The 26,695-nt window shown below is 72.1% G+C and carries 21 protein-coding genes; 14 read left to right on the forward strand and 7 right to left on the reverse strand.

All coding sequences use genetic code 11. The features are described 5' to 3' along the window. The first annotated feature begins 1 nt into the window (after position 1). Complete coding sequence (locus tag V6U88_RS15865) at positions 2-2,476, forward strand: hypothetical protein (RefSeq protein ID WP_334453727.1); 2,475 nt, start codon at positions 2-4, stop codon at positions 2,474-2,476. Positions 2,477-2,491: 15 nt separating this feature from the next. Here the strand turns inward: V6U88_RS15865 and V6U88_RS15870 are convergent, their stop codons facing one another. From V6U88_RS15870 to V6U88_RS15880, 3 genes are all read right to left on the reverse strand, one after another. Next, complete coding sequence (locus V6U88_RS15870) at positions 2,492-3,994, reverse strand: glycosyltransferase family 87 protein (RefSeq protein WP_334453729.1); 1,503 nt, start codon at positions 3,992-3,994, stop codon at positions 2,492-2,494. Positions 3,995-4,137: 143 nt separating this feature from the next. Further along, on the reverse strand, positions 4,138-6,834 hold the full coding sequence (locus tag V6U88_RS15875; protein ID WP_334453731.1) for a transglycosylase domain-containing protein: 2,697 nt from the start codon (positions 6,832-6,834) through the stop codon (positions 4,138-4,140). Between the two features lie 269 nt (positions 6,835-7,103). Further along, positions 7,104-7,562, reverse strand: a complete 459-nt coding sequence (locus V6U88_RS15880; protein ID WP_334453732.1) for a DUF5318 domain-containing protein — start codon at positions 7,560-7,562, stop codon at positions 7,104-7,106. A gap of 174 nt (positions 7,563-7,736) precedes the next feature. Here V6U88_RS15880 and V6U88_RS15885 point away from each other — a divergent pair, with 174 nt between their 5' ends. Both V6U88_RS15885 and V6U88_RS15890 read left to right on the forward strand, forming a co-directional pair. Then, positions 7,737-8,375, forward strand: a complete 639-nt coding sequence (locus tag V6U88_RS15885; protein WP_334453736.1) for a PadR family transcriptional regulator — start codon at positions 7,737-7,739, stop codon at positions 8,373-8,375. Positions 8,376-8,398: 23 nt separating this feature from the next. Beyond that, entirely contained in the window at positions 8,399-9,478 is a 1,080-nt protein-coding gene (locus V6U88_RS15890) for an inositol-3-phosphate synthase (protein WP_334453737.1), read from the forward strand. Between the two features lie 70 nt (positions 9,479-9,548). On the opposite strand, the gene V6U88_RS15895 is transcribed toward V6U88_RS15890, so the two are convergent. Together V6U88_RS15895 and V6U88_RS15900 are read right to left on the reverse strand one after the other, a co-directional pair. Beyond that, positions 9,549-10,469, reverse strand: coding sequence for a hypothetical protein (locus V6U88_RS15895; RefSeq protein ID WP_334453738.1), 921 nt, complete (start codon positions 10,467-10,469; stop codon positions 9,549-9,551). 124 nt (positions 10,470-10,593) lie between these two features. After that, positions 10,594-11,073, reverse strand: coding sequence for a methylated-DNA--[protein]-cysteine S-methyltransferase (locus V6U88_RS15900; RefSeq protein ID WP_334453740.1), 480 nt, complete (start codon positions 11,071-11,073; stop codon positions 10,594-10,596). A 119-nt stretch (positions 11,074-11,192) separates the two neighbouring features. Between V6U88_RS15900 and V6U88_RS15905 the strand changes: the two genes are divergently transcribed. Beyond that, complete coding sequence (locus V6U88_RS15905) at positions 11,193-11,729, forward strand: hypothetical protein (protein WP_334453742.1); 537 nt, start codon at positions 11,193-11,195, stop codon at positions 11,727-11,729. Positions 11,730-11,770: 41 nt separating this feature from the next. After that, a complete protein-coding gene (locus tag V6U88_RS15910; protein ID WP_334453744.1) occupies positions 11,771-13,300 on the forward strand; it encodes a flotillin family protein in 1,530 nt (509 codons plus the stop codon). A gap of 43 nt (positions 13,301-13,343) precedes the next feature. On the opposite strand, the gene V6U88_RS15915 is transcribed toward V6U88_RS15910, so the two are convergent. After that, entirely contained in the window at positions 13,344-14,813 is a 1,470-nt protein-coding gene (locus V6U88_RS15915) for a CCA tRNA nucleotidyltransferase (protein ID WP_334453746.1), read from the reverse strand. 129 nt (positions 14,814-14,942) lie between these two features. Between V6U88_RS15915 and murJ the strand changes: the two genes are divergently transcribed. The 7 genes from murJ to V6U88_RS15950 all read left to right on the forward strand — a co-directional run bounded on the left by murJ (position 14,943) and on the right by V6U88_RS15950 (position 23,396). Continuing rightward, positions 14,943-16,685, forward strand: coding sequence for a murein biosynthesis integral membrane protein MurJ (gene murJ, locus V6U88_RS15920; protein ID WP_334453748.1), 1,743 nt, complete (start codon positions 14,943-14,945; stop codon positions 16,683-16,685). A 440-nt stretch (positions 16,686-17,125) separates the two neighbouring features. Continuing rightward, positions 17,126-18,721, forward strand: coding sequence for a protein kinase family protein (locus V6U88_RS15925; RefSeq protein ID WP_334453750.1), 1,596 nt, complete (start codon positions 17,126-17,128; stop codon positions 18,719-18,721). Between the two features lie 43 nt (positions 18,722-18,764). After that, the gene (gene sigM, locus V6U88_RS15930) at positions 18,765-19,541 is read left to right on the forward strand and encodes an RNA polymerase sigma factor SigM (protein ID WP_334453752.1); all 777 of its coding nucleotides are present in this window, start codon (positions 18,765-18,767) and stop codon (positions 19,539-19,541) included. Then, complete coding sequence (locus tag V6U88_RS15935; protein ID WP_334453754.1) at positions 19,538-20,536, forward strand: hypothetical protein; 999 nt, start codon at positions 19,538-19,540, stop codon at positions 20,534-20,536. The genes sigM and V6U88_RS15935 overlap by 4 nt, the downstream gene beginning before the upstream one ends. Positions 20,537-20,731: 195 nt before the next feature. Beyond that, the gene (gene trxB, locus V6U88_RS15940; protein WP_334453756.1) at positions 20,732-21,685 is read left to right on the forward strand and encodes a thioredoxin-disulfide reductase; all 954 of its coding nucleotides are present in this window, start codon (positions 20,732-20,734) and stop codon (positions 21,683-21,685) included. Between the two features lie 36 nt (positions 21,686-21,721). Continuing rightward, entirely contained in the window at positions 21,722-22,045 is a 324-nt protein-coding gene (gene trxA, locus V6U88_RS15945) for a thioredoxin (RefSeq protein WP_088959679.1), read from the forward strand. 193 nt (positions 22,046-22,238) lie between these two features. Next, positions 22,239-23,396: an N-acetylmuramoyl-L-alanine amidase gene (locus V6U88_RS15950; RefSeq protein ID WP_334453760.1), complete on the forward strand. Its 1,158-nt coding sequence runs from the start codon at positions 22,239-22,241 to the stop codon at positions 23,394-23,396. A 17-nt stretch (positions 23,397-23,413) separates the two neighbouring features. Here the strand turns inward: V6U88_RS15950 and V6U88_RS15955 are convergent, their stop codons facing one another. Beyond that, complete coding sequence (locus V6U88_RS15955; RefSeq protein WP_334453762.1) at positions 23,414-24,079, reverse strand: GNAT family N-acetyltransferase; 666 nt, start codon at positions 24,077-24,079, stop codon at positions 23,414-23,416. A gap of 296 nt (positions 24,080-24,375) precedes the next feature. On the opposite strand from V6U88_RS15955, the gene V6U88_RS15960 reads away from it, so the two are divergent. After that, complete coding sequence (locus tag V6U88_RS15960; protein ID WP_334453764.1) at positions 24,376-25,686, forward strand: aminotransferase-like domain-containing protein; 1,311 nt, start codon at positions 24,376-24,378, stop codon at positions 25,684-25,686. A gap of 7 nt (positions 25,687-25,693) precedes the next feature. Next, positions 25,694-26,692: a D-alanine--D-alanine ligase family protein gene (locus tag V6U88_RS15965; RefSeq protein ID WP_442934635.1), complete on the forward strand. Its 999-nt coding sequence runs from the start codon at positions 25,694-25,696 to the stop codon at positions 26,690-26,692. Positions 26,693-26,695 lie beyond the last annotated feature (3 nt).

A 26,695-nucleotide genomic window follows, 5' to 3' on the forward strand; every position in this document is an offset into this window, starting at 1 on the left:
GATGACCACGCACGCGACCGGCGGCCAGCCGACCGGACAGACCGACGGGACCGAGGACCGGAACGGCACGCTCCCGGGCGGCACCGCAGCCCCGACCTCCGGCCGGGCCGACGCCGGCGAGGTGGCTACCGCCGACTCCGCGAAGACGGCGGGCGCGGACACCAGCCCACGCACCCCCGCCGACGACACGCAGCCCGGTACCGCCGACCCGGCGAAGGCCGGAAGCGCGGGTGCCGCGACGTCCACGACCAACGACGCCGGAGGAAGCGACACCACCGACGCGAAGCCGACGACCGCCGCGAGCGACAGTGCGCAGGGCGGGAAGACCGGCGACGCGAAGCCCACGAAGCCCGCGACCGACCCCGGACAGGGCGACGCCACCGGGGCGAAGGCCACGACCGGCACGAAGACCGCGAGCGACGGCGAACAGGGCGCGAAGACCGCCGACACGAAGCCCACGAAGGCCGTGACCGACGCCAAGGCAACCACCGAGACGAAGACCGTGACCGACACGAAGGCCGTGACCGACGCAAAGGCCACGGGCGACACGGAGCCTACGGGCGACGGCGCACAGGCTGGAAAGGGCGACGCCACCAGTGCGAAAGCCACCGCCGGCACGAAGACCACGAGCGACAGCGAACAAGGCGGGAAGACCGGCGACGCCGGCGACAGCAAGAAGAAGGACGGCGACGCCGAGCCGCCGGACCGCTGGTCGGCGTTCGCCCCGGCCCCCGAGCCGGTGCCCGGCCGTCCGCGTCGCGCGGTGCGCGCCGTCGGCCGGCTCCTGGTTCACGAGTGGACGCTGGCCGCCTTCGCGTCGCTGGCCCTCGCCGTCGCCATGACCTGGCCGACGCTGCGCTACCCGCTCTACACCCTGCCCCAGGACTACTGGGACCCGAGCCTGCAGGCCTGGCAGATGGCCTGGTCGGGGCATGCCCTGCGGACCGAGCCGGCGCAGTTGTTCCACTCGAACACGTTCTTCCCGGAGCAGTGGAGCTTCGCCTTCTCGGACATGCTGCTCGGCTACGCCCCGGCCGGCATGATCGGCACCGGTCCCGAGGCCGCCGTGCTCCGCTACAACATCATGTTCGTGCTGGCCCACGCGCTGGCCACGTTCGGGGCGTACGCGCTGGCCCGGCAGCTGGGTGCGGGCCGGGCCGGTGCCGCGGTGGCCGGGGTCAGCTACACGTACGCCCCGTGGCTGCTCGCCCAGGCGGGGCACCTGCACATCGTCTCCAACGGCGGCATCCCGCTGGCGCTGGCCATGCTGGCCCGGGGCCACGGCTGGTCGCTGCGGTACGGCTACCGCCCGGAGCGGCGGCACGAGGGCTGGACGTACACCGGTTGGATGGTGGCGGCCTGGCAGCTCAGCCTGGGCTTCGGCATCGGCCTGCCGTTCGCGTACGTGCTGGCCGGTACGGTGCTGGTCGCGGCGACGACCTGGTTCCTGCGGCGCTGGGTGATCCGGCCGGTGAAGCGTCCGTTCGGCACCCGGCTGCTCGTCGCCGACCTGGTCGGCGGGCTGCTCTTCGCCGGTGTGGGCGCGCTGCTGGCCATTCCGTACTTCAAGGTCGCCGACCTGCACCCGAACGCCGCACGCACGCTCGCCGACATCGGCATCTACTCGCCCCCGGCGTCGGGCTTCTTCACCGCTCCCGCAGAGTCCCGGGTCTGGGGCGGGCTGCACGAGGGGGCGCGGGCGACGCTGCCGTGGCACCCGGAGATGACCCTGCTGCCCGGCTTCGTGCTCTACGCGCTGGCCACTGGCGGCCTGTTCTTCTCGGTCTGGCGGCTGCGGCACCGGCTGCTGCTGCTCGCGGGGGTGCTGGTCACCATGGTGCTGGCCATGGGCACCCGGTTCTTCGACGGCACCTTCACCTACGGCCTGCTCTTCGAGTATCTGCCGGGCTGGAACGGGCTGCGCACCCCCGGCCGGATGATGCTCTGGACCACCCTGCTGCTCGGCCTGCTCGCCGCCGGTGCGGTGAGCGCCCTGGCCGAGCGGGTGGGCGAGATCGCCGCGGAGCGTGCCCCGTACCGGCCGTCGCCGTGGCTCCGGGTGGCCGTCCTGCTGCCGGTGCTGCTGGTCCTCGCAGAGGGGTTGAACGCCACGCCGCACCCGGTGGTGCCGGAGCAGCCGGTGGCGATGCGGACCGTGGACGGCCCGATGCTGGTGCTGCCGAGCAGCCAGAACCTCGACCAGCCGGTGATGCTCTGGTCCACCAGCACGTTCCCGGACGTGGTCAACGGCGGCAGCGGCTTCACCCCCACGCAGCTCGACGAGGTACGCCGGGTGACGCTCGCCTTCCCCGACCAGACCAGCGTCGACTACCTGCGTACCCTCGGCGTCCGCAACGTGGTGCTGCTGCGCGACCAGATCGTCGGCACCCCGTGGGAGGTGACCGTCAACTCTCCGGTCGACCAGCTCGGCATCACCCGCGAGGAGGTCGGCGACGCGGTGGTCTTCCGGCTCTGAGCGCGGCTCGGGTCGTCAGGTCGCGGCGGCGGCCAGCGGTTCGGGCGTCCGGGCGGTGCGGCGGTCGGCGAGCCAGGGGGCGTCGGGGGTGCCGTCGAACACCCCGCCGTCCGGATCGTCGGCGTAGGTGCGCCGCACCACGTCGCGTTCCGGGTGCAGGATGTCCCGGATCACCAGCACGCAGAGCAGCACGACGGTGCCCAGCCGGAGCGTCGAGGCCAGCACGAACACGCCCTCGGGGAAGACCGGCCGGCTGGTCGCCGCGCCGAGCAGCTCGCCGTAGAAGGCGGTGAAGTAGCAGACCTCGGCGAGCTGCCAGGCGAGGAAGGCGCCCCAGCGGGGACGGGCCAGCACCGCCAGCGGCAGCAGCCAGAGCACGAACTGCTGCGACCAGACCTTGCTGAAGATCAGGAACGCGGCGACCACCAGGAAGGCGAGCTGGGCCAGCCGGGGACGGCGGGGCGCCAGCAGGGCCAGCGCGGCCACGCCCAGGCAGGCCAGGATGAACAGCGCGTACGACAGGATGTTGAGCGTCGGGATGTGCGCGTTCAACCACTGGAACGGCCCCTGGTCACCGGCCACGCCGCTGTTCACCTTGCCGTCCAGGTACCGGCCGATGTACCAGAGCGTGCCCCAGTCGATGGGCCGGGTGCTGTTCAGCTCGAAGAAGCGGTTCCAGTTGTCGTGGTACGGGATCGCGGCCGGCAGGTTGACCACGATCAGCGCCGCCGCACCGGTGCCGATGGCGGTCAGCGCGGCACGGATCCGGGCGCTCCGCAACGCGAGCAGCAGGATGGGCCAGAACAGGAACAGCGGCCACAGCTTGGCGGCGCCACCGAGGCCGAGCAGCAACCCGGCGAGCGCGGGTCGGCGGCGGGCCCACGCGGCCAGGCCGAAGGCGGCCAGCCCGATGGCGAGGAAGTCCCAGTTGACGGTGGTGGTGAGCAGCAGCGCCGGAGCCAGCGCGAAGAGCGCGGCGTCCCAGGGTCGTCGGCGCCGCAGGGCGAGGATCACCGCGACGGTGGCGACCGCGAGCGCGCTGAGCGTCAGCGCGTTCAGGTTGTAGAACCACTGGCCCTGGTTGAGCTGCGGGTCGTCGGCGCCGAGGCTGTGCACCGGAAGGCCGAGCGCGCCCATGAAGTAGCCGGTGAGCACCGGGTACTCGACCGGGTGGTCCCGGTAGGGCACCTTGCCCTCGTTGAGCCCCTCGGCGTAGTAGAGGGCGAGCACGTCGGTGTAGCAGAGCCGGGTGTACTGCACGTTGTTCTGCCAGGCGCCGTCCTGGCAGGGCGACTTCTGCACCCAGTGCAGCGCCAGGGTGAGGCAGGCCAGCGCGAGGACGATCCGGGTGGCGGTCCAGAAGCGTCGTTCCCGACCGGCGGGCCGGTCCAGCGCGACCGCGTGGTCGCCGAGCGGGCCGCCGATCACCTCGGAGACGCCACGGACGAAACCGTCCGACCGGGACGGGTGGTCGCTGGTCCCGGAGTCGTCCAGGCCGGCCGTCGACTGGGTGCTCATGAAGAGGCATCCTGCCGTACGCCCGGGGTCTTCGTCCCGTCCCGTGGCGCGGCGTTGAAGAAAATCGACGCGCGACCGCGTCGTCGAACGCCGACGGCGGCCGGACCCTGAGGTCCGGCCGCCGTCGGCGGTGTCACGGGTGGTTACTCCCGGGGGCGGGGTGACAGGGTCGGCAGGATGCCGCCACCACCACCACCGTCGTTGTCGCCGCCACCGCCCGGTCCGCGGGGATCGTTCGGCGTGTCCGGGCCCTGGTTCCCGCCGCCGTTGGGGTTCAGCGGACAGAACAGGCCGCAGTCCTGCGGCTGCCCGGGGTCGGTCGGCGGGGGCGGCGGCGGCGGGGGCGGGGTGCCGTTGCCCGCTTCCTTGTCGCCGATGTTCGCCGCCGGCGGGAAGTCCATCTTCTCCTCGCCCTTGAGCGAGTCGTCCATCACCCGCTCCCAGATGTCACCGGGCATGAGGGAGCCGCTGATGTTGCGGCCGTCCTTCATCTTGATGGCTTCCCGCTTGCCCTTGTTGCCCACCCAGACGGCGGTGGCGAGCTGCGGGGTGTAGCCGATCATCCAGGCGTCACCGTTCTCGTTGGTGCCCTCCTTGAGCTCCCACGTACCGGTCTTGGCGGTCGCCTTGCGGCCACCGTCGAGCGAGTGTTGAACCTTGGCCGGGTAGTCCTCCAGCACGTTGGTGACGTCGGCGACCACGTCGGGGTTGATCCGCTTCTGGGGCTTGAGCTGCTCGCCCCCGAGCTTCTCCCACTTGCCGGTGTTCTTGTTCTGCTTCTCGGCCGACAGCAGGAAGTGGGCCTTGTTGTAGACGCCCTTGTTGGCGAAGGTGGCGATGCCGTTGGCGTGGTCGAGCACGGTGATCGGGTACTGACCGTAGGAGACCACGTGGTAGAAGGGGTCGGGCGCCAGGTCCTTGGCGTCCGCCTTGGTGAGGTCGTGACCCTTCGGCGGGTTGGTGTTGGTCTGCCACATCATGCTGACGCCGGCCCGCTTGGCCATGTCGACGATCTTGTCCGGCCCGATGTCGAGGCTGACGTGGTAGAAGGGCACGTTCAGCGACTGCAAGGTCGACTCCCGCAGCGTGCAGGAGTCACCGCAGCGGGGGTTGTCGGTGCCGGCGTTGCTGACCCGGAACTGCACGCCGTCGGGCTTGAAGGCCTTGCCCTTCCAGCGCGAGTCGATGGCCTTGCCCGCGTCGATCGCCGCGGCCAAGGTGTAGATCTTGAAGCTCGAGCCCGGCGAGTGGCCACCGGTGACGTTGCCGCTCGCGTCGGTGTTCTTACCGGCGTAGTCGGTGCCCGTGCCGTCGTCACCGCCGTAGTAGCCGAGCACCCGGCCGTTGCGCGGGTCGATCGACACCACGGCCGCCATCAGGTTCTTCTTGGTGCCTTCCAGCTCCGAACCCTTGGTGCTGCGCTGGGCCGCGCCGGTGATCGCCTTCTGGACCTTCGGGTCGATGGTGGTCCGGATCCGGTACCCGCCCTGCTTCAGCATGAGCGAGCAGAGCGGCTTGCGATCCGTCGCCTCGGCCTCGTTGTCGGTGCAGAGCTTCTTCTCCCGCATCTCCGGCACGAGGTAGTTGACGACGTTGCCGATCGGGTTGTTGACGCCGAACTTCTGGCCGGCCCTCGACTCCTTCGGCGTCTGCAGCGTCTTGCTGGGATACGCGGTGGGGCGCTTTGCCGCGTCGACCCAGCCCTCGCTCACCATGTTGTTGATGACGTAGTCCCACCGGAGCTTGGCGTCGGTCGGGTTGACCGCCGGGTCGTAGCCCTTGTGGCCCCCCGGGGTGAGGCTGGGCTCCGGCTGCTTGATCAACGCCGCCAGCACCGCGGCCTCCGCCACGTCGACCTTGGAGACGGACTTGCCGAAGTAGGCGTACGAGGCTGCCTCGATGCCGTACGCGTTCCGGCCGAAGTAGATGGTGTTCAGGTAGTGCTCCATGATCTCTTCCTTGGTGAACTGATCATTGAGCTTGGAGGCGACGATCGCCTCCTTCACCTTCCGGGCGTACGAGTCGTCCTGGAGGTTCTCGTAGGCGTTGCGGGCGTACTGCTGGGTGATCGTCGACGCACCCTGCTTGTCGCCACCGCTGAGGTTGTTCCAGGCGGCCCGGGCGATGCCCTTGTAGTCCACGCCGGAGTGGCGGTAGAAGTTCTTGTCCTCGGCCGCCGCCACCGCGTCCCGCACGTGCGGCGGGATCTGGCCGATCGAGACGAAGGTGCGGTTCTGCTCGCCCACCTTGGCAATGATCGTCTTGTTGTCAGCGGCGTAGATCGTGGTGGCCAGCGGCAGGTTGATCTGGTTGGGCAGCACCACGCTGGTCGAGTAGTAGGTGAACCCGATCACGCCGATGCCGGCCAGCATGATGAAGACCGCGAAGCCCGCGATCAGCATGTTGACCCGCTTGCGCTTCTTCGCCCGGGCCACCGCGTCCGGGTCGCGGGGCCCGCGTCCGCCGCCACTGCCGCCGCGTCCCGGGCCGTGGGGACCACCCGGGCCGCCGGGGCCACCGCCGGAGACCGGCGCCACGCCCGCGCGGGCCACCGCTGCCCGGCCGCCGACGGCCGCCGCTCCGACGCTGGCCCGCCCGGCGGAGCCCACGCCCACCGACGCGCGGCCGGCCGGGCCGGGTGCCGGGGAGACCGGGACGGACGCGCGTCCGGCGCCGGGTCGCCCGCCGGGTGCCGGGGAGACCGGCACGGAGGCCCGTCCCGCGCCCGCGCGGCCCACCGAGGCCGCGCCGGACGCTCCCGTCGCGCGCGGCGGCGGCACCGCCGCCGAGGCCCGACCGGCGGGCGCGCCGCCGACCGAGGCCCGGCCGGCCGGAGCCACGCCGGGGTCACCGTTCGAGCCCGGTACCTGGGCCCGCGCACGCGGGGAACTGGGATCGCCGTACGAGTTCATTCCTCACACCCTGCCGGTCGCGGTGGGACGCGGGGGCGCCACCACCGGGTTGCCGTGAGTTGACACACGTGACGCCCGCTCATGGTGGGACCGGAGCGGGACCGTTGTATACGTACTATTCGGACCTATCGGGCCAGGTAGCTGCCGGGCGGGGGGGCCGTCGTCGACGGCACCGGTAGCGACCGGTCCAGCCAGCTTCACCGTTGCGCCTCTCGCCTTCGCTCCTGGGCCGGCCCGGCCCCGGGGGCGGTCACGCCGCCCACCGCACCCGACTCCGACCCGCCCTCGGCCAGCCCGTCCCGGCCGAGCAGGAACTGCTCGACGAGATGGTTCCAGTCACAGCCGAGGCACACCTCCACCACGAAGACCTGGAACTCACGCAGCGTCATCGCCAGCGCGGGCAACTCGGCCAACGTGCGCGCCTGGCCGGCGGACTGCTTGAGTTCGTCCCCGTAAATGTAGTGGACGTGCGTGAGGTTCTCGCTCCGGCAGATCGGGCAGCGCTCCTCGGTGGGTTCGCCGTGGAACCGGGCGGCGTTCTTCAGGTACGGCGAGGCGTCGCAGACGTCGTACGTACCGACCCGGCCGGCGAGGAGCTCACGCAGCACCGCCCGCTTCTGGAGCGAGTAGTCCACCACCTGGCGCGCCGTACGCATGCGGTGAAGGGTACGCGGTCCCGCCGGGTGAGGCGACCACCGTCACGATGAGTGACAGAAACATCCCGAAGCGAAGGTTTGCCCTGATCGCTGGTGAGGTACTAACGTGCGATGTATCGGTCCGATACATCGAGGCGGTTAACGTCCCTGCACCCGGGGTAGGAAGGATGGCCCGTGCTCGAGCTCGCCATCCTCGGCCTCCTGCAGGAGTCACCGATGCACGGCTACGAGATCCGCAAGGAGCTCACCGCCAAGCTCGGTGCCATCCGGGCGGCGATCAGCTACGGCTCGCTCTACCCGACCCTGCGCCGGCTGCAGGCGGCGGGCTGGATCACCGAGGCCGCCGAGACACCCGCGTCCGCCGAGGAGGTTCCCGCGCTGACCAGCCGACGAGGTCGGGTGGTCTACAAAATCACCGCGGATGGCAAGGAACGCTTCGCCCAGCTCATCGCACAGGCGGGGCCCGAGACGTACGACGACACGGGCTTCGGCGTGCACTTCGCGTTCTTCGCCCGGACCGACCAGGCGACCCGACTCCGGATCCTGGAGGGTCGCCGACGCACGATCGAGGAACGTCGCGAAGGGCTTCGTGACGTGCTGGGCCGGGCGGCCGAGCGCCTCGACGCGTACACCCTGGAACTGCAACGCCACGGGCTCGACGCCTGTGAGCGCGAGGTCCGCTGGCTGGAGGAGCTCATCGCCAACGAGCGCTCCGGCCGTGCCCCGACAGTCCCGCAACCCGGGACGGCCGGCGGCCGACGAGACAACAACAGCCCGCCCCCGCCTGGAGAGTCCAGGAAAGAGCGGCCGTGATGAAGAAGAAGGAGGCAGACGCTATGGGCTCCGTCCGCGTCGCCATCGTCGGTGTGGGTAACTGCGCCTCGTCCCTGGTTCAGGGCGTGGAGTACTACCGGAACGCCGACCCGAACGACCGCGTCCCGGGTCTCATGCACGTCACCTTCGGCGACTACCACGTCTCGGACGTGGAGTTTGTCGCGGCGTTCGACGTGGACGCCAAGAAGGTGGGCATGGACCTCGCGGAGGCGATCGTCGCCAGCGAGAACAACACCATCAAGCTCTGTGACGTGCCGCCGACCGGCGTCAGCGTGCAGCGCGGTCCGACCTTCGACGGGCTGGGCCAGTACTACCGCGAGATCGTCGAGGAGTCCGACGCCGAGCCGGTCGACGTGGCCAAGGCGCTGCGTGACGCGCAGGTCGACGTGGTCGTGTCCTACCTGCCGGTGGGCTCGGAGCAGGCCGACAAGTTCTACGCCCAGGCCGCGATCGACGCCGGTTGCGCGTTCGTGAACGCCCTGCCGGTCTTCATCGCCTCCGACCCCGAGTGGGCGAAGAAGTTCGAGGACGCGGGCCTGCCGATCGTCGGTGACGACATCAAGAGCCAGGTCGGCGCCACCATCGTGCACCGCGCGCTGGCGAAGCTCTTCGAGGACCGCGGTGTCGAGCTGCTGCGCACGTACCAGCTCAACTTCGGCGGCAACATGGACTTCATGAACATGCTGGAGCGCAACCGCCTGGTCTCCAAGAAGATCTCGAAGACCCAGTCGGTGACCTCGCAGATCCCGCACGAGATGAGCAAGAGCGACGTGCACATCGGCCCGTCGGACCACGTGCCGTGGCTCGACGACCGCAAGTGGGCCTACATCCGCCTGGAGGGCCGCTCCTTCGGTGACACCCCGCTCAACGCCGAGCTCAAGCTCGAGGTGTGGGACTCGCCGAACTCCGCCGGGGTCATCATCGACGCCGTCCGCGCCGCGAAGATCGCCCTGGACCGCAAGATCGGCGGCCCGATCCTGTCCGCCTCGTCGTACTTCATGAAGTCCCCGCCGGTGCAGTACGCCGACCACGACGCGCACGCCGCCGTCGAGGCCTTCATCGCCGGTGAGGTCGAGCGCTGACGCGCTGACCATCAGCACGGCCGAGGGCCGGGTCCACACGGACCCGGCCCTCGTCGCGTACGTGCGGGGGCTACTTGGCCCAGGACGGCTTGGTCCGCCGGGCCAGCTGCGTCCGCCGGTCCTCCGCCGCCAGTGGATCGTCGGTGGGCAGGATCGCCGGGTTGACCCGGCCGCCCGCGACGACGAACGCCACCACGTCGAGGATCACGTGGGTGGTCTGCTGCGCGTGCACGGAGATGTAGTCGATCACCGGGCTGATCCCGGTCAGGAAGAAGTTCGACAGCGTCTGGCCGGCCTGAAAGTTGATCGTCGAGAACGCCGGCGGACGCTGAACCGAGTGCGGGTAGACCTGCAGGAACCCGGCGGCGAGCGCGCCGGTGACGGTCACGTTGCCGTACACGGCCTGACCGTAGTAGACGAATTCATCCAGGTTGACCTGGATGGTGCGGCCGCGCATCAGCCGGCCCGAGCTGTCCAGGTTGCCGGCCGGGTTCACGATGCGGGCCCGACCGGCGGCGGTACGGGTGTCGATCACCCGCTGCGGCACGACCGGCACCAGTTGGTTGCTGTTCGTCTCCGTCCGGATGTACTCGACGAAGTTGCCCGTCTCGGACGGCATGGCCTCGCTGGTGACCGCCCAGATCGTCCCGGAACGATCCATCGCGATCGAGCCCATCTCGGACTTCTGGTTGAGGCTCTCCCCGTTCGGGGTCAGCCGCAGGGCCGGGCTGGCGACCTCGACACCCGCGTCGTCGGTGATGGTGGAGTTCTCCAGTCGGAGGGTGGCCGAGGTGGCCGAGCCGCCGCGCAGCGTGGTGGGCGTGCCCGCCTCGTTGACCTGCCCCTGGAGCACCGGGTCGCCCGGTGCGGCGTGGGCGGGGCCGGCGGCGGCCGCGCCCACCGCGGCGGCGCCGGCGAGGCCGGCGGCGACGGTGCCCGCCCGACGCAGCAGGCGGCGACGGCCGATGGCGCTGTCCTGGTCCTTGTTCACGCTGTGTCCCCCATGTGGTGGTGGCGAGTGGCGCCTCGGTCGTACCGGTGATCGAGATGCCTTATGCCGGGGGAACGCCTGATCGGACGATCAGGTTGCAGTCGGGCGCAACAATTTTTCAGACTCAGGACCAGGCGCGTCGCAGGGCGACCCCGGCCTCCAGCTCCAGCAGCCGTACCTTGCGGGGCAGTCCGCCGCCGAAGCCGACCAGCTTGCCGCCCGCGCCGACGATCCGGTGGCACGGCACGAGCACCGGGATCGGGTTGCGGTTGCAGGCCACCCCGACCGCCCGGGCGGCACCGGGGTCGCCGACCAGCCGGGCCACCTCGCCGTAGGTGAGCGTCTCCCCGTACGGGATGCGGGTCATCTCCCGCCAGACCGCGCGCTCGAACTCGGAGCCGCGCCGCGCCGCCACCGGCACCCCGAAGTCGGTCAGCTCCCCGGCGAAGTACGCCCGCAGCTCCGCCACCGCCCGCCGGGCCAGCTCGTCACCGGGCTCGTCGACCCCCGACTCCACCCGGCCGAAGTGCGCGCCGCACACCGCCTCGTCATCGGTGGCCACGGAGAACTCCCCGATCGGCGAGTCGAGCACGGTCCAGCGCATGGCGGCCATTCTTCCCCGCCGGTACGACGGGCGGGCCACCCGCCTTCGTCGCGACGGCCCTGGGAAGGGCCGAAGAAGCCGCCCCGGCAACCGACCCGTGCCGAAATGATCACGCGGGAATGTTGCGCGACGTCGATACCGTGCAGGTCGTGGCCACGGGGACGTTCATCTTTCTGATCATCGGTGGGGCGGGCGTCGCCGTGCTGGCGCTCTCCCTGCTCGGCGCCGAGTTGCTCCACTTCGCCGACATCGACGGCCCGGTGTCGGTCGAGGCGGTCGGCGGTTTCCTCGGCGCCTTCGGCTTCGGCGCCGCGATCGTCAACGAGCTGGTCGGTGGCCGTACCCCGGGGATGATCGCGGCGGCGGTCGCCGGTGGCGCAGTCGCCGCCGTGCCCACCGCGTGGCTCGCGGCCCGGCTCAGCCGGGCGGCGCGGGACATGCGCACCGACCCCACCCCCACCCGCGACGACCTGGTCGGCGCGCTCGGCCTGGTGGTCACCCCGGTACCCGCCGTCGGTTACGGCGAGGTCCGGGTACGCGTGGCCGGCCAGCCGGTGAAGCTCAACGCCCGCGCCGACCACCCGATCCCGGTCGGCGCGCAGATCTTCGTGGTGCAGGCGCTGAGCGAGACCAGCGTCCACGTCGAGACCTACTGACCACCCCCTCCTCACCCCCTTTCGCAGAGACGGAACTGCCCATGCCCCTTGTCATCGCCGTCGGCGGCGCGGTCCTGCTGGCGCTCGTCCTGGTGCTCTTCGTGCTCTCCCGGATCAAGGTCGCCGGCCCGAACGAGGCGTTCATCGTCACCGGCCGCAAGGGCCGGACCACGCAGACCGCCGACGGTGGTCGCTCCACCGACATGTCCGGTCAGAAGGTGGTGCTCGGCGCCTCGGTCTTCGTGCTGCCGGTGGTCCAGAAGCTCCAGTCGCTCGACCTGTCCAGCCGCCGCATCGACGTGGGCATCCGGGGCGCGGTGAGCAAGCAGGGCATCCGCACCGACCTGCACGGCGTGGCGATCGTCAAGGTCGGCGGCACCGAGGACGCCATCCGCGCCGCCGCCCAGCGCTTCCTGCACCAGCAGGACGAGATCGACAACTTCACCCGGGAGGTGCTGGCCGGCGCGCTGCGCTCGATCGTCGGCCGGCTCACCGTCGAGGAGGTCATCCGGGACCGGGCGGCGTTCGCCAGCGCGGTCGCCGAGGAGGCCGAGCACTCGATGACCAACCAGGGTCTGGTGCTGGACACCTTCCAGCTCCAGGACATCCTCGCCGAGGGCTCCTACCTGCAGGACCTGGGTCGGCCGGAGGCCGCCCGGGTGCTCAAGGACGCGGCCATCGCCGAGGCGCGCGCCCGCCAGCAGGCCGAGCAGGAGCGGCTGCTCGCCGAGGAGGCGATCGCCGAGGCGAACCGGAACCTCTCGCTCAAGCAGGCCGGAATCCAGGCCGAAATCGACGCGGCCAAGGCCCGGTCCGCGGCGGCCGGCCCGCTCGCTCAGGCCGAGCGGGACCAGGCGATCCTCTCCGAGCAGCAGAAGGTGGCCGAGCGCAACGCCGAGCTGAAGCAGCGCCAGCTCGACACCGAGGTGCGCAAGCCGGCCGACGCGGCGCGCTACAAGGTGGAGCAGGAGGCCGAAGCGGCCCGCAACGCGGCGGTGCTCAACGCCGACGCGCAGCGGCAGGCCGTCATCGCCGCCGCCCAGGCCGCCGCCGAGCAGTCCCGGCTGACCGGTGAGGGCGAGCGGGCCCGCCGGGCCGCGCTCGCCGAGGCGAACGCGATCGAGGGCGCCAAGGAGGGTGAGGCGGAGCAGCGCCGGCGTTCGGCGATCGCCGAGGCGGTCGAGCGGGAGGGTCAGGCCGAGGCCGCGGCCATCCTGGCCAAGGGACAGGCCGAGGCCGACGCGATGGCCCGCAAGGCGGAGGCGTTCGCCGCGTACGGCGAGGCGGCCGTGCTGGACCTGCTGGTCAAGGTACTGCCGCAGGTGGTCGAGGCGGCCAGCGCCCCGATCGGGGCGATCGACAAGATGACCGTCATCTCCACCGACGGCGCGTCGTCGCTGACCAAGTCGGTGGCCGGTAACGTGGCGCAGGGCCTCCAGCTCGGCTCCGACCTCACCGGCATCGACCTGCCCGGCCTGCTCGCCCGGCTCGGCTCGGCGTCCGCCGGCGGTTCGCAGTCGGCGGGCAACGGCAAGGCCGCGGTCGACGGCAGCGCGGTCGAGACCCGCTGACCGACCGCCGAGGGCGCCGTCCTGGTGGACGGCGCCCTCGGCGTCAGCTCTGCTCGATGAGGCCCTGCTCGCGGGCCCAGCGCAGCAGCTCCGCCTCGGCCTCGTCGCGCTCCAGCGGGCCGCGCTCCAGGCGCAGCTCCTTGAGGTACTGCCAGGCCCGCCCGACCACCGGCCCCGGCGGTACGCCGAGCAGCTCCATGATCGCGTTGCCGTCCAGGTCGGGGCGGACCCGGGCGAGGTCCTCCTCGGCGGCGATCCGGGCGATCCGCTCCTCCAGCGCGTCGTAGTCCGCCGCGAGCTGGGCCGCCTTGCGGCGGTTGCGGGTGGTGCAGTCCGAGCGGGTCAGTTTGTGCAGCCGGGGCAGCAGGTCACCGGCGTCGGTGACGTACCGGCGCACCGCCGAGTCGGTCCACTCGCCCCGGCCGTACCCGTAGAACCGCAGGTGCAGGGCGACCAGGGCGACCACCTGCGCGGTCACGTCCTTGGGGTAGCGCAGCGCCTTCATCCGGGCCTTGGTCAGCCGGGCGCCGACCACCTCGTGGTGGTGGAAGCTGACCCGGCCGTCCGGCCCGACCGACTTGGTGGCCGGCTTGCCCACGTCGTGCATGAGCGCGGCCATCCGGAGCACGAAGTCGCAGCCGTCGGTCTCGAAGGAGACCGCATTGCTGACCACGGTGAGGGTGTGCTCGTAGACGTCCTTGTGCTGGGCGTGCTCGTCGATCTCCAGCTTCAGCCCGGTCAGCTCGGGCAGGAAGCGCTCGGCCAGCCCGGTGTCGACCAGCAGCCGCAGCCCGGTGATCGGGTCGGCGCCGCAGAGCAGCTTGGTGAACTCGTCCCGGATCCGCTCGGCGGTGATCCGGTCCAGATCGGCGGCCATCCGGGTCATCGCCTCGTGCACGTCGGGGTGCACGGCGAAGCGCAGCTGGGCGGCGAAGCGGGCCGCCCGCAGCATCCGCAGCGGGTCGTCGCCGAAGGACTCCCGGGGCGTGCCGGGGGTACGGATCACCTTGGCCGCGAGGTCGTCCAGGCCGCCGTGCGGGTCGGTGAACCGGTGGTCGGGGAGGCTGACCGCCATCGCGTTGATGGTGAAGTCCCGCCGCCGCAGGTCCTCGCTGAGGCTGGTCCCGTACTCGACGATCGGGTTGCGGCTGACCTGGTCGTACGCCTCGGCGCGGAAGGTGGTGATCTCCAGCCGGAGCCCGTCGCGCTGAAGCCCGATGGTGCCGAACTCGCGGCCGGTCTCCCAGATCGACTCGGCCCAGCCCTTGATGATCCGCAGCGTCTGGTCCGGGTGGGCGTCGGTGCAGAAGTCCAGGTCTTCGCCGAGCCGGCCGAGCAGGGCGTCGCGGACGGAACCACCCACCAGGTGCAACTCGTGCCCGGCGCGCGCGAAGCGGCGACCGAGCTCGTCGGCGACCGGGGACACGCGGAGCAGTTCGGCGACGGCGTTGCGCTGCGCGGCGGTGAGCTCGCGGCGGTCGGCGGCGTGGGGTGCGGAGGCAGCTTCGGACATGGGATCGCCAGCCTATCGGGCCGGGGCGGGATCTGATCCGCCGGGCGCGGGTATGAGGGCGGCGTTGACTAAGGTCTTGGGCGTGCGGGCCGGTCGTCCGGCTCCGACGTACCCCCTTGGAGGCAGGAGATGAGCGGCGGGCTCTACCGCAGCGCGAACGCCACGCCGGACGGTGCGATCCCGCCGACCGACGAGGCGACCTTCATCTCCGCCGAGCCGCTGAACCAGCCGGCGGTGGAGGCCACCGCGCCGCCGCCGGAGCAGGTGGGGGAGGCCAGCGCCGCGGCGAACAGCGCGGTGATGGCGGTCGGCAGCCTGATCAGCCGGGGTACGGGCTTCATCCGCAACCTGATGATCGGCGCGGCGCTGGGCAACCTGGTCGGCAACGCGTACACCACCGCGCAGTTCCTGCCCAACCAGGTGTACGAGTTCCTGCTCGGCGGCGTGCTCACCAGCGTGCTGATCCCGGTGCTGGTCCGCCGCAGCAAGGCCGACGCCGACCGGGGCGAGGCGTACGCGCAGCGGCTGCTCAGCCTGGCGGTGATCACGCTGGCGGCCGCCGCGCTCATCGCGGTGACGTCGGCGTCAGCGCTGACCGCCATCTACGCCAGCGGCAAGGACCAGGACTACACGGACCTCGTCACCAGCCTGTCGTACCTGATGCTGCCGATGCTGTTCTTCACCGGCGTCAGCGCGCTGATCGCCGCGGTGCTGAACACCCGGGGCCACTTCGCCGCGCCGATGTGGGCACCGATCCTGAACAACCTGGTGGTCATCGGCGTCTTCGGCCTCTACATCCTGATCTACGGGGCCGAGGCGCTGAAGCCCGGCGACCTGGGCGTGGGCCAGATCCTGCTGGTCGGCGGCGGCACCCTGCTCGGCGTGGCGGTGCAGGCCGCCGGGCTGCTGCCGGCGCTGCGCAAGGTGGGCTTCCGGTGGAAGTGGCGGTTCGACTTCCGCGAGCTGGGGCTGCGCGAGCTGGCCCAGCTCGGGGCCTGGATGTTCTGCTACGTCGCGGTCAACCAGCTCGGGCTCTTCGTGGTGGTCAACCTGCTCACCCGGGCGGCGGGCGAGGACAGCGCCGGAATCCTGATCTACAACAACGTCTTCCTGCTGCTGATGATGGCGCACGGCATCATCGCCGTCTCGATCATCACCGCGCTGATGCCGCGGATGAGCGCCGCCGCAGCGGACGGGCGCTTCCACGACGTCACCGCCGACCTGGCCCGGGGCACCCGGATGGTGACGGCGGTGCTCGCCCCGATCGCGGTCTGCTACGCGGTCCTGGCCGGGCCGATCTCCCGGGTGGTCTTCCAGTACGGCGCCTTCGACGCCGAGAACGCCCGGGCCACGTCCACCGTGCTGCTGGTCGCGGCCGTGGGGCTGGTGCCGTTCGCGATCAGCCAGCTCTTCACCTTCGCCTTCTACGCGCTGCCGGACACCCGCACCCCGGCTCTGATCAACATCCCGGTGGTGGCGCTGCGGGTGCTGCTCCAGGTGGGACTCTTCGTCGTCTTCTCGCCCGCCTTCGCGGCGGCCGGCATGATGCTCGGCAACGCGATCTCGTACGTGGCGGCGGCCGTCATCTCCGCGATGCTGCTCCGGCCGCGGGTCGGCCGGATCGGGCTCGGCGGGATCATGCGGACCATGGGCAAGGTGGTCGTCGCCGCGCTCGGGGCGGCGCTGGTCGGCCTGCTGGTGGTGAGCCTGCTCCCCGGCGACCCGGCCGACCTGGGCTGGCTGGCGGCGGCGGTCCAGCTGGCGGTCGGCGGCGCGGTGATCGGCGTGACGTACCTGGGGTTGGCCATGGTGCTGCGGATCGGGGAGATCACCGAGGTGGTCGGGATGGTCCGCCGCCGGCTCGGCCGCTGAGTCGACCGGACGGCGTCGGGCTGCCGGCACGGAGCGTGAACGAGGATCACCAGCCTGGGGATGCGGCTGTGGATAACTCCGCGTTTCCCCGGTCAGCAACCGGATCGGCCTGTGGACAACCAACCGTACGGCTGAGTATGGAGGGCCGTTCGGAGGGAACCTCGTCGAACGTCGGCGGACTGCCACACCCGGACCGGCCCCTGCTACGACTACTTGCGGTCAACCTCTAGATTGGCTAGTACATGTGCCAGCAACGTGGCCGACAACGGTCGTAACCGGGCGAGGTCGTCCACATCCGGCACGTCGCCGGGTACGGCGGGAAGATGACATGTCGGTATGACGGGTGGTCCGGGTAAGGTCGCTCTCGACGGACACGGCAGGTGTTCGACGTACGCGTCGACACGCCGGTCGGTTCCTTCGACGGCAGAGCGGGAAGCCACATGCCCAGCAGCGCGGGTCCATCGATCGACACGATCACCGAGGGAGGACGGGTGACCCAGGTCGGCGAGGGTCAGGAGGCGGAGGAGACTGCTCCGCCCGTCATGACCTTCGGTGCTCCCACGGCCGGTGAGATCCTCGCCGAGCGGTACGAGCTGGTCGAGCACATCAACAACGACAGCGCCGGGCGACTGGTCTGGCGAGGGGTCGACGTCGTGCTGCGCCGACCGGTCGCGGTCGTGCTGCGCTACCCCGGCGGCGACTCGGCCACCGAGATGCTCCAGGCCGCGGTGGCGGCGAGCCGCGTGATCCACCCCAACCTGGTCGGCGTCTACGACGCGATCGACGAGGACGAGCGGGCCTACGTCGTCCGCGAGTGGGTCGACGGCCTCTCCCTGCGCGAGATGGTCGCCGACGGGCCGCTGGACCCGGCCCGGGCCACGGCCATCGGCAACGCCGTCGCCAGCGCGCTGGCCGCCGTGCACGCCACCGGCATGGTGCACGGCAACGTGCACCCCGGCACCGTGATGATCAGCGACGAGGGCCGGGTGGTGCTGGCCGACGCGCGCACCGACGGCGCGGACAGCCAGGAGAACGACATCCGGGCGGTCGGCGGCATCCTCTACTTCGCCCTCACCGGGCACTGGCCGCACGCCGAGGCCCCGCTGCGCGGCGCGACCGCCGGGCACGGCCGGGCCGCCATCCCGGACGCGGTCCGGGACGCCAGCGGCGCGATCGCCGCGCCCCGGCAGGTCCGGGCCGGTGTGCCGGCGTACCTCGACGACCTGACCATGGACCTGCTCGACGCCGAGATCGCCCCGCCCTCGTCGGACGTGCTCGCCGCCGAACTGGCCCGGCTCGACGTGCCGACCGAGGACCACTTCCTCGACCAAACCGGCACGATCCGGTTCACCGCGGACCCGGGCGACGACCCGTCCCCGCTGGCCGCCGCCGGTGGGCGCAAGGTCGCGGTGGGCATCGCCGGCCTACTGGCGGTCGCCCTGGTCGGTCTGCTCATCGGGATCAGCGCGCTCGGCGGCGACGACAAGTCGCCCGACACCGAGCCGGTCGCCCAGCCGACGAACAGCGCCCCGTCCAGCGGGGCCAGCGCGCCCGCGCCCGTCGTGCGCAAGCTTCCCGTCGAGGAAGTCCGGATCATCGACCCGGACAGCAAGCTCCGCGACGAGCTCGACGACGCCGAGAAGGTCATCGACGGCGACGAGGACGAGGGCTGGGGCACGGACACCTACACCACCGCGAACTTCGGCAACCGCAAGAAGGGCATGGGGGTCCTGATCGACCTCGGCGCCCCGCGCACGGTGAAGTCGGTGCAGGCCATCCTCTCCTCCACCGGCGCCTCCGCCGAGCTGTTCTGGGGCACGAGCGACTTCCCGTCCAGCTCCTCGGGCGACAAGCAGCTCGTGGCGAGCTACAAGAACCAGATCGGTCAGCCGTTCGAGGAGCACGACGGCACCACGATGACCTTCAACGGGTTCAACCCGGAGCAGAAGTACCAGTACCTGCTCTTCTGGATCACCAAGCTGCCGGCGAGCGACCTCAAGATCGACGTGCAGGAAGTCAAGGTCTACGGGTCGTGAGCCGCCCATCGCGCGCCCGGCACCGCACCCGACGGACGTGGTGATGGCCGGTCGCGGGGGGCGTACGCCCGATCCGGCGACCGGCGACGCGGTGCCGGTGGTACCGCCGCGCCCGGTGCCGCCGGCCGAGCCCGGCGACTTCGAGCTGCTGCGCGCCCACGTCGCCGGTGACCGGGACGCGTTCACCGAGCTCTTCCACCGGCACCGGGACCGCCTCTGGGCGGTGGCCCTGCGCACGCTCGGCGACCGCGAGGAAGCCGCCGACGCCCTCCAGGACGCGCTGCTCTCCGCCCACCGGGCCGCCGCACGCTTCCGGGGCGACTCGGCCGTGACGACCTGGCTGCACCGGATCGTGGTGAACGCCTGCCTGGACCGGATCCGTCGCCGCCAGGCGCACCCGACCGTTCCGCTGCCCGACGGCACCCGGGTCGACGAGGGCGGCTCCGGCGGTGTCGAGCCGGCCGCCCCGGCCCCCGACCACGACACCGCGCTGGTCGTCCGGCAGGCCCTGGCCACGTTGCCGGTCGAGCAGCGGGCCGCGCTGGTGCTGGTGGACGTGCAGGGCTACCCGGTCGCCGAGGTGGCTCGGATCCTCGGCGTGGCCGAGGGGACGGTGAAGAGCCGCTGCGCCCGTGGCCGCGCCCGGCTGGCGCTCCAGCTCGGCCACCTGCGTACCGGCTCCACCGGCGCGACGCCCGGCGTGGTCCCGTCCGCCGGCCGGAGCGTGCCCGGCGTCACCCTCGGGAACCCGCGAGCGCCCGAGGGCGTCGGATCGGGGTCGGGGCACTCCCGACGGGACGCCAACCAGGAGGACACGTGACGGCCGGGGAGTTCAGCGGGGTCGACCACGACCTGCTCGCCGACTACCTCGGCGGGGCGCTGGACGGCACCCCGGAGGAGGCCACCGTGGCCCGGCTGGTCGAACAGGACCCGGCCTGGGCCGAGGCGTACGCCGCCCTGGCGCCCGCCGTGGCCCTGGTCCGCGCCGACCTCGCCGACTGGGCCGAGCCGGCCCCGCAGATGCCGCTCGCGGTCACCGAACGACTCACCGCCGCACTGGCCGGCGCCGGGCCCGCTCCGGTCGACCTCCCTGCTTCCGACGCTCACCTCGCCCCGGCGGATGCCACCTCGCCGACGGACGGGCGGGGTCCGGGGCATTCGGTGCCGGCGCAGCCCGGGTCGGGGCGTACCGCCGGGGTCCGGCGGGGCGACGCCAGCGGGCCGGGCCGACGGCGCCGGCGCTGGACGCGGCTCGCCGCTCCGGTCGCGCTGGCCGCGGCCTCGCTCGCGGCCGTCGGCTTCGGCGTCGACCAGCTGCTGGACCGGTCGGGCTTCGGCGGCACGGCCGACTCGACGGTCGCCGAGGGCCGCGGCGAGGCCGCCTCCGCCGGGGCGGCGCCGTTCCGGGTCACCGGCACCGCGCAGCGCAGCGGCACCGACTGGACGCCGCAGACGCTGGCCGACGGGGCTGCCGCGACCGTGCTGCCCCGGATCGCCACCGCCGACCCGGGGCTCGCCCCCGGCGGCTCGACAGAGAAGGCCCCCGAGGAGGGCCGGCGAGCGTCCAACGCCAACGGGCTCGACCGGCTGGCCGCAGCGGGCGCGCTGGACGCCTGTCTCGCCGACGTCTCCACCGAGCACGGACGCGGAGCCATCACCGTGGAACTGCTCGACTACGCCGCCTTCCAGGGTGAGCCGGCGCTGGTGCTCCGCTTCACCGACCCGTCCGGGGCGCGTTGGGCCTGGGTGAGCGGCGCGGAATGCGGAGTGCCGGGATCCGGCGCGGACACCCGCTACCAGGCACAGGTAGGGTGAGTTCGCGGTCACCGGTCGTCCGTTGCCGCGTGACGTGACCCACCGGATGACCGGTTCGGGAATCCCCGGTTCGTACGATGACGTTCTGCAAGTCAGTCGCCGGCGTCGCTGGGCCGTCGGCACTCGGATCGACGTCGACCCCGGCCGCAAGGCCAGCCGGGAGCGGCTGTCGAACACACACATCGGGAGACGGCAGTGGACGAGGTCCGCAACCTGATCATCATTGGCTCCGGGCCGGCCGGTTACACCGCGGCGGTCTACGCCGCGCGCGCCAACCTCAAGCCGCTCGTCATCGAGGGTGTGCAGTCCGGCGGCGCCCTGATGACCACCACCGAGGTGGAGAACTTCCCCGGCTTCGCCGACGGCATCCTCGGCCCCGAGCTGATGGACAACATGCGCAAGCAGGCCGAGCGGTTCGGCGCGGAGTTCCTCACCGACGACGTCACCCGGGTCGAGCTCAAGGACACCGGGATGATCGGCTCGGACGCGGTCAGCACCGTGTGGGTCGGCGAGACCGCCTACCGGGCCCGGGCCGTCATCCTCTCCACCGGCTCGGCCTGGCGCCCGCTGGGCGTACCGGGCGAGCAGGAGTACCTGGGCCACGGCGTGTCGTCCTGCGCCACCTGTGACGGTTTCTTCTTCCGCGGCCAGCACATCGTCGTCGTCGGCGGTGGCGACTCCGCGATGGAGGAGGCGAGCTTCCTCACCCGGTTCGCCGAGTCGGTCACCATCATCCACCGGCGCGACTCGTTCCGCGCCAGCAAGATCATGGCCGACCGCGCGCTCGGCAACGACAAGATCAAGGTCGAGTGGAACACCACCGTCGAGGAGATCCTCGGCGAGGACGGCAAGGTCAGCGGGGTACGGGTCCGTAACGTGCACACCGGCGAGACCAAGGTGCTGGACGTGACCGGTGTGTTCGTCGCGATCGGCCACGACCCGCGCAGCGAACTCTTCCGCGGGCAGGTGGAGCTGGACGACGAGGGTTACGTGAAGGTCGAGGCGCCGAGCACCCGCACCAGCGTGCCGGGTGTCTTCGCCGCCGGCGACCTGGTCGACCACACCTACCGGCAGGCCATCACGGCGGCCGGCACGGGTTGCGCCGCCGCCCTCGACGCCGAGCGCTTCATCGCCACGATCAGCGGCTGAACAACTCAAGAACGAAAGTCCCGGAGGAGGGTCATAGTGGGAGCAACAAAGGTCGTCACCGACGCGAACTTCGCCACTGACGTGCTGAAGTCCGACAAGCCGGTACTGGTGGACTTCTGGGCGGAGTGGTGCGGGCCGTGCCGCAAGGTCTCCCCGCTGCTGGAGGAGATCGCGGGCGAGATGGGCGACCAGGTCACCATCGTCAAGCTCAACATCGACGAGAACCCGGAGACCGCCCGCGCCTACCGGGTGATGTCCGTACCGACCCTCACCATCTTCAAGAACGGCGAGCCGGTGCAGTCGATCGCCGGCGCCAAGCCCAAGGGCGAGCTGGTCCGGCTGATCGAGTCGGCGCTCTGACGCTCGTACCACCGGAACCCCCGCGCCCTCCCGGGTGCGGGGGTTCCGTCGTTGCGGGCCCTGAACTGGGCGAACGCCGGGCGGGGGACCACCGGTCACGGTACGCTCCGTAGGCATCCGCTACGCGGAGTGCACCTCCGGTCGCGCGACCGTGGCGCCCGGCCAGCCAGCATCCGTGCAGAGGGGGTCGTGCGTGCGTCCGATCCGACCCGGTGACCGTGGGCCCGCGGTGACGGAGATCCGCACGGTCCTCACCGGCCTCGATCTCCTCCCGCCCGACGCCGGCGACGAGTTCGACGTCGCCACCGAACGCGCCGTCCGCGCCTTCCAGCAGTCCCGGGGCCTCAGCGTCGACGGGCGGGTGGGCGCCGAGACCTGGCGGGCCCTGGACGCCGCCCGCTGGCGGCTCGGCGCCCGCACCCTCTACCACGCGGTGCCCGAACCCCTCACCGGCGAGGACGTCCGGTCGCTGCAGGAGCGGCTGCTGGAGATGGGGTACGACGTGGGCCACGCCGACGCCATCTACGGCATCCGCACCTCCCGCGCGGTGGCCCAGTTCCAGCGCGAGGTGGGACTCAAGCCGGACGGCTCCTGCGGCCCGCACACCATGGGTGCGCTGCGCCGCCTCGGTCGCAAGGTGGTCGGCGGCCGGCCGCAGTGGCTGCGCGAGTCCGACGCGATCCGGCAGTCCGGGCCGGCCCTGGTCGGGCGGACCGTGGTGATCGACCCCGGCCACGGCGGCACCGACCCCGGCGTGGTGGTGCCGGACGGCCCGCTGCGCTGGACCGAGGCGGAGCTGGTGCACGACCTGGCCAGCCGGCTGGAGGGGCGGCTGGCCGCCGCCGGGGTACGGGTGCAGCTCACCCGGGGCCCGACGCCGGCGACCTGCCTGCCGGACACCGACCGGGCGCAGCTGGCCAACTCGCTCGGCGCCGACGTCTTCATCTCCCTGCACACCGACGGGCACGCCAACCCGGAGGCCGAGGGGGTGGCGACCTACCACTACGGCACCGACAACGGCGTCACGTCCGCGACCGGGGAGCGACTGGCCGGGCTGGTGCAGCGGGAGATCGTGGCGCGTACCGGGCTGCGGGACTGCCGTACCCACGCCAAGGCCTGGGACCTGCTGCGGCTGACCCGGATGCCGGCGGTACGCGTCGAGGTCGGCTACCTCACCTCCCCCGGCGACCGGCACCGGCTGGTGGACCCCCGGTTCCGGGACAAGGTCGTCGAGGCGATCGTGGCCGCGGTGCAGCGGATGTTCTTCCCGATCGAGCGGGACGTGCCGACCGGCTCAATCGACGTCAGCGAGCTGCGCGCGGTGGTGGCCGCCGGTGCGGTGCGGGACTGACCCGGGAGCGCTCGACCTCAGTTGGTGGTGGCGCGGGTGGCCGGGGCGGGGCGCACCGGGCGGAGCAGGGTCTCCGGGCTCATCGAGCCGAGCAGCTTCTCCAGCGCGTACTCGACGTCGGACTTCCAGCTCAGCGCGGTCCGTAGCTCCAGCCGCAGCCGGGGGTAGCGCGGGTGCGGCCGGACGGTCTTGAAGCCCACCGAGAGGAAGAAGTCGGCGGGCGCGACGCAGGCCCGGGTCGCGTCCTCGCCGTCGCCGAACTTGGCGTCGCCGAACGCCTCGATCGCCTTGATGCCGCGCTTGGTGAGGTCCCGGGCGACGCCCTGGACGAGCATCCGGCCCAGCCCGCCCCCGGCGAACGAGGGCACCACGTTGGCGGTCATCAGCAGCGCCGCGTCCGCGGAGACCGGTGAGGTGGGGAAGGCCATCGAGCGGGGGACGTACGCCGGTGGGGCGTACATGACGAACCCGGCGGGCATGCCGTCGACGTAGGCGAGCTTGCCGCAGGAGCCCCATTCGAGCAGGGTCTGGGAGACCCATGCCTCCTTCTCCAGGCCGGGGTCGCCGGCCGCACAGGCCCGGTCGGCGGAGACCGGGTCCAGCTCCCAGTAGACGCACTGCCGGCACGGACGGGGCAGGTCTTCCAAGGTGTCGAGGGTCAGACTGACCAGACGTCGCGACATTGGCGCATCCCCACAATAGGCTCGGAGGTGAAACCAGCGCGGAGGAGACGCCGCCGCCTTCCTGCCCCCCGACGAGCGATCGTACGCCGCCAGCCGACCGTACGGGATCAGACGCGCGAACGGCCACCCGAGCCGGGGATGCCGGTCCGGGATGTGGACGCACCCCACGTCAGCGGTTCCGGAACGGTTGCCGCGGACTAGGATCGACCAACCGGCGTCCCGCGCCGCCATGGTCGCCGGCTCCGCGGGTACCACACGGGGCGGGAGCCCGACCGACACCCGATCGAGGTGATGTCATGACCGGCACGACGCTCGACGACTACACCGACCGGTACGCCCGGCGCGTCCGGGGGATGACCGCCTCGGAGATCCGGGCGCTCTTCGCGGTGGCCAGCCGGCCGGAGGTCGTCTCGCTCGCCGGTGGGGCACCCTACATCGCCGCGCTGCCGCTCGACGCGGTCGGCGAGATGCTCGGCAGGCTCGGCTCCGAACACGGCGTCACCACCCTCCAGTACGGCATCGGCCAGGGCACCCTGGAGCTGCGCGAGCGGATCTGCGAGGTGATGGCCCTCTCCGGCATCGACGCGTCCTGCGGCGCCTCCCCGGAGGACGTGGTGGTGACCGTCGGCGGCCAGCAGGCCCTCGACCTGGTGGCCCGGCTCTTCCTCGACCCCGGGGACGTGGTGCTCGCCGAGGGCCCGACCTACGTCGGCGCGCTCGGGGTGTTCCAGGCCGCCCAGGCCCAGGTGGCGCACGTGCCGATGGACGACGAGGGGCTGATCCCCGAGGCGCTGGAGGTGGCCATCGCCGACCTGGCCCGCGCCGGGCGCCGGGTCAAGTTCCTCTACACCATCCCCACCTACCAGAACCCGACCGGCGTAACGCTGAGCGAGGAGCGGCGCGAGCGGGTGCTGGACATCTGCGAGCGCGCCGGCCTCCTCGTGGTGGAGGACGACCCGTACGGTCAGCTCGGTTTCGAGGGGGAGGCGCCCGCGCCGCTGCGGGCCCGCCGCCGCGACGGGGTCTTCTACCTGAGCACCTTCTCCAAGACCTTCGCCCCCGGTCTGCGGGTCGGCTGGATCCTGGCCCCGCACGCGGTCCGCGACAAGCTGGTGATCGCCAGCGAGGCGCAGATCCTCTGCCCCAGCGGCTACGCGCAGGCGGCGGTGGCGACGTACCTGTCGACGATGCCGTGGCGGCAGCAGCTGAAGGTCTACCGGGAGGTCTACCGGGAGCGGCGGGACGCGATGCTGACCGCGCTGGAGGACCTGATGCCGGCCGGCACCACCTGGACCACCCCGGCGGGCGGTCTGTTCGTCTGGGCGAACCTGCCGGACGGGCTGGACGCCAAGGCGATGATGCCCCGGGCCATCGCCGCCCGGGTCGCCTACGTGCCGGGCACCGGCTTCTACGCGGACGGCTCCGGCACCGGCAACATGCGGCTCAACTTCTCCTTCCCGTCGCCGGAGCGCATCCGCGAGGGGGTGCGCCGGCTGGCCGGCGTGATGGAACAGGACATCGCCATGCGGCGCGTCTTCGGCACGGTGACGCCCGCCGGTCGCCGGCGGCAGGGCGGCGCGGACGCGCCGGGACCCGACTTGGCATGATTCCGGCATGGTCGTGACCTCTGCCGGAGCATCCCCCGTGACCGATCCCGCCGTCACCGCCGACCTGCACGTGCTCGTGCTCGCCGGTGGCCTCTCCTACGAGCGGGACGTCTCGCTGCGTTCCGGCCGCCGGGTGCTCGACGCGCTGCGCGCGGTCGGCGTGGAGGCCGAGCTGCGGGACGCCGACGTGGCGCTGCTGCCCGCACTGGCCGCCGACCCGCCGGACGCGGTGGTGATCGCGCTGCACGGGGCGACCGGCGAGGACGGATCGCTGCGCGGCGTACTGGACCTCTGCGGCGTCCCCTACGTCGGCTGCGACGCCCGGGCCTCCCGGCTGGCCTGGGACAAGCCGTCGGCGAAGGCGGTGCTGCGGGAGAACGGCATCCCCACCCCGGACTGGGTGGCGCTGCCGCACGACCGCTTCTCCGAGCTGGGCGCGGTGGCGGTGCTCGACCGGATCGTGGACCGGTTGGGGCTGCCACTGATGGTCAAGCCGACCCAGGGTGGTTCCGGCCTGGGCGCCGCCGTGGTCCGGGACGCCGCGGCGCTCCCGGCCGCGATGGTCGGCTGCTTCGCGTACGACTCGACGGCGCTGGTCGAGCGGTACGTGCCCGGCATGGACGTGGCGGTCTCCGTGGTCGACCTCGGCGACGGCCCGCGTGCCCTGCCGCCGGTGGAGATCGTGCCGCGCAACGGCGTGTACGACTACGCGGCGCGCTACACCGCCGGCCGGACCACCTGGCACGCTCCGGCTCGGCTCGACAGCGCGGTCGCCGACACGGTCACCGAGGTGGCGCTGGCGGCGCACACCGCCCTGGGCCTGCGTGACCTGTCCCGCGTCGACCTGATCGTCGACGCCGAGGGCCGGCCGCACGTGCTGGAGGTCAACGTCTCGCCGGGCATGACCGAGACGTCGCTGCTGCCGCTGGCGATCCAGGCCGCCGGACTGGACTTCGGCCGGGTGCTCGGGTCACTGGTCAGCCGCGCGGCTGCCCGGCGCGGCTGACCT

It is taken from the genome of Micromonospora sp. CPCC 205739 (genome assembly GCF_036906795.1).
Taxonomy (GTDB): domain Bacteria; phylum Actinomycetota; class Actinomycetes; order Mycobacteriales; family Micromonosporaceae; genus Micromonospora.

Excerpts from the sequence above, each read along its gene's own strand:
- V6U88_RS15915 (WP_334453746.1), bottom strand. The coding sequence starts at position 14,813 with ATGTCCGAAGCTGCCTCCGCACCCCACGCCGCCGACCGCCGCGAGCTC.
- murJ (WP_334453748.1), top strand. The coding sequence starts at position 14,943 with ATGAGCGGCGGGCTCTACCGCAGCGCGAACGCCACGCCGGACGGTGCG.
- V6U88_RS15925 (WP_334453750.1), top strand. The coding sequence starts at position 17,126 with ATGCCCAGCAGCGCGGGTCCATCGATCGACACGATCACCGAGGGAGGA.
- V6U88_RS15955 (WP_334453762.1), bottom strand. The coding sequence starts at position 24,079 with ATGTCGCGACGTCTGGTCAGTCTGACCCTCGACACCTTGGAAGACCTG.
- V6U88_RS15870 (WP_334453729.1), bottom strand. The coding sequence starts at position 3,994 with ATGAGCACCCAGTCGACGGCCGGCCTGGACGACTCCGGGACCAGCGAC.
- V6U88_RS15910 (WP_334453744.1), top strand. The coding sequence starts at position 11,771 with ATGCCCCTTGTCATCGCCGTCGGCGGCGCGGTCCTGCTGGCGCTCGTC.
- V6U88_RS15965 (WP_442934635.1), top strand. The coding sequence starts at position 25,694 with ATGGTCGTGACCTCTGCCGGAGCATCCCCCGTGACCGATCCCGCCGTC.
- V6U88_RS15905 (WP_334453742.1), top strand. The coding sequence starts at position 11,193 with ATGTTGCGCGACGTCGATACCGTGCAGGTCGTGGCCACGGGGACGTTC.
- sigM (WP_334453752.1), top strand. The coding sequence starts at position 18,765 with ATGGCCGGTCGCGGGGGGCGTACGCCCGATCCGGCGACCGGCGACGCG.
- V6U88_RS15900 (WP_334453740.1), bottom strand. The coding sequence starts at position 11,073 with ATGCGCTGGACCGTGCTCGACTCGCCGATCGGGGAGTTCTCCGTGGCC.
- V6U88_RS15865 (WP_334453727.1), top strand. The coding sequence starts at position 2 with ATGACCACGCACGCGACCGGCGGCCAGCCGACCGGACAGACCGACGGG.
- V6U88_RS15890 (WP_334453737.1), top strand. The coding sequence starts at position 8,399 with ATGGGCTCCGTCCGCGTCGCCATCGTCGGTGTGGGTAACTGCGCCTCG.
- V6U88_RS15960 (WP_334453764.1), top strand. The coding sequence starts at position 24,376 with ATGACCGGCACGACGCTCGACGACTACACCGACCGGTACGCCCGGCGC.
- V6U88_RS15880 (WP_334453732.1), bottom strand. The coding sequence starts at position 7,562 with ATGCGTACGGCGCGCCAGGTGGTGGACTACTCGCTCCAGAAGCGGGCG.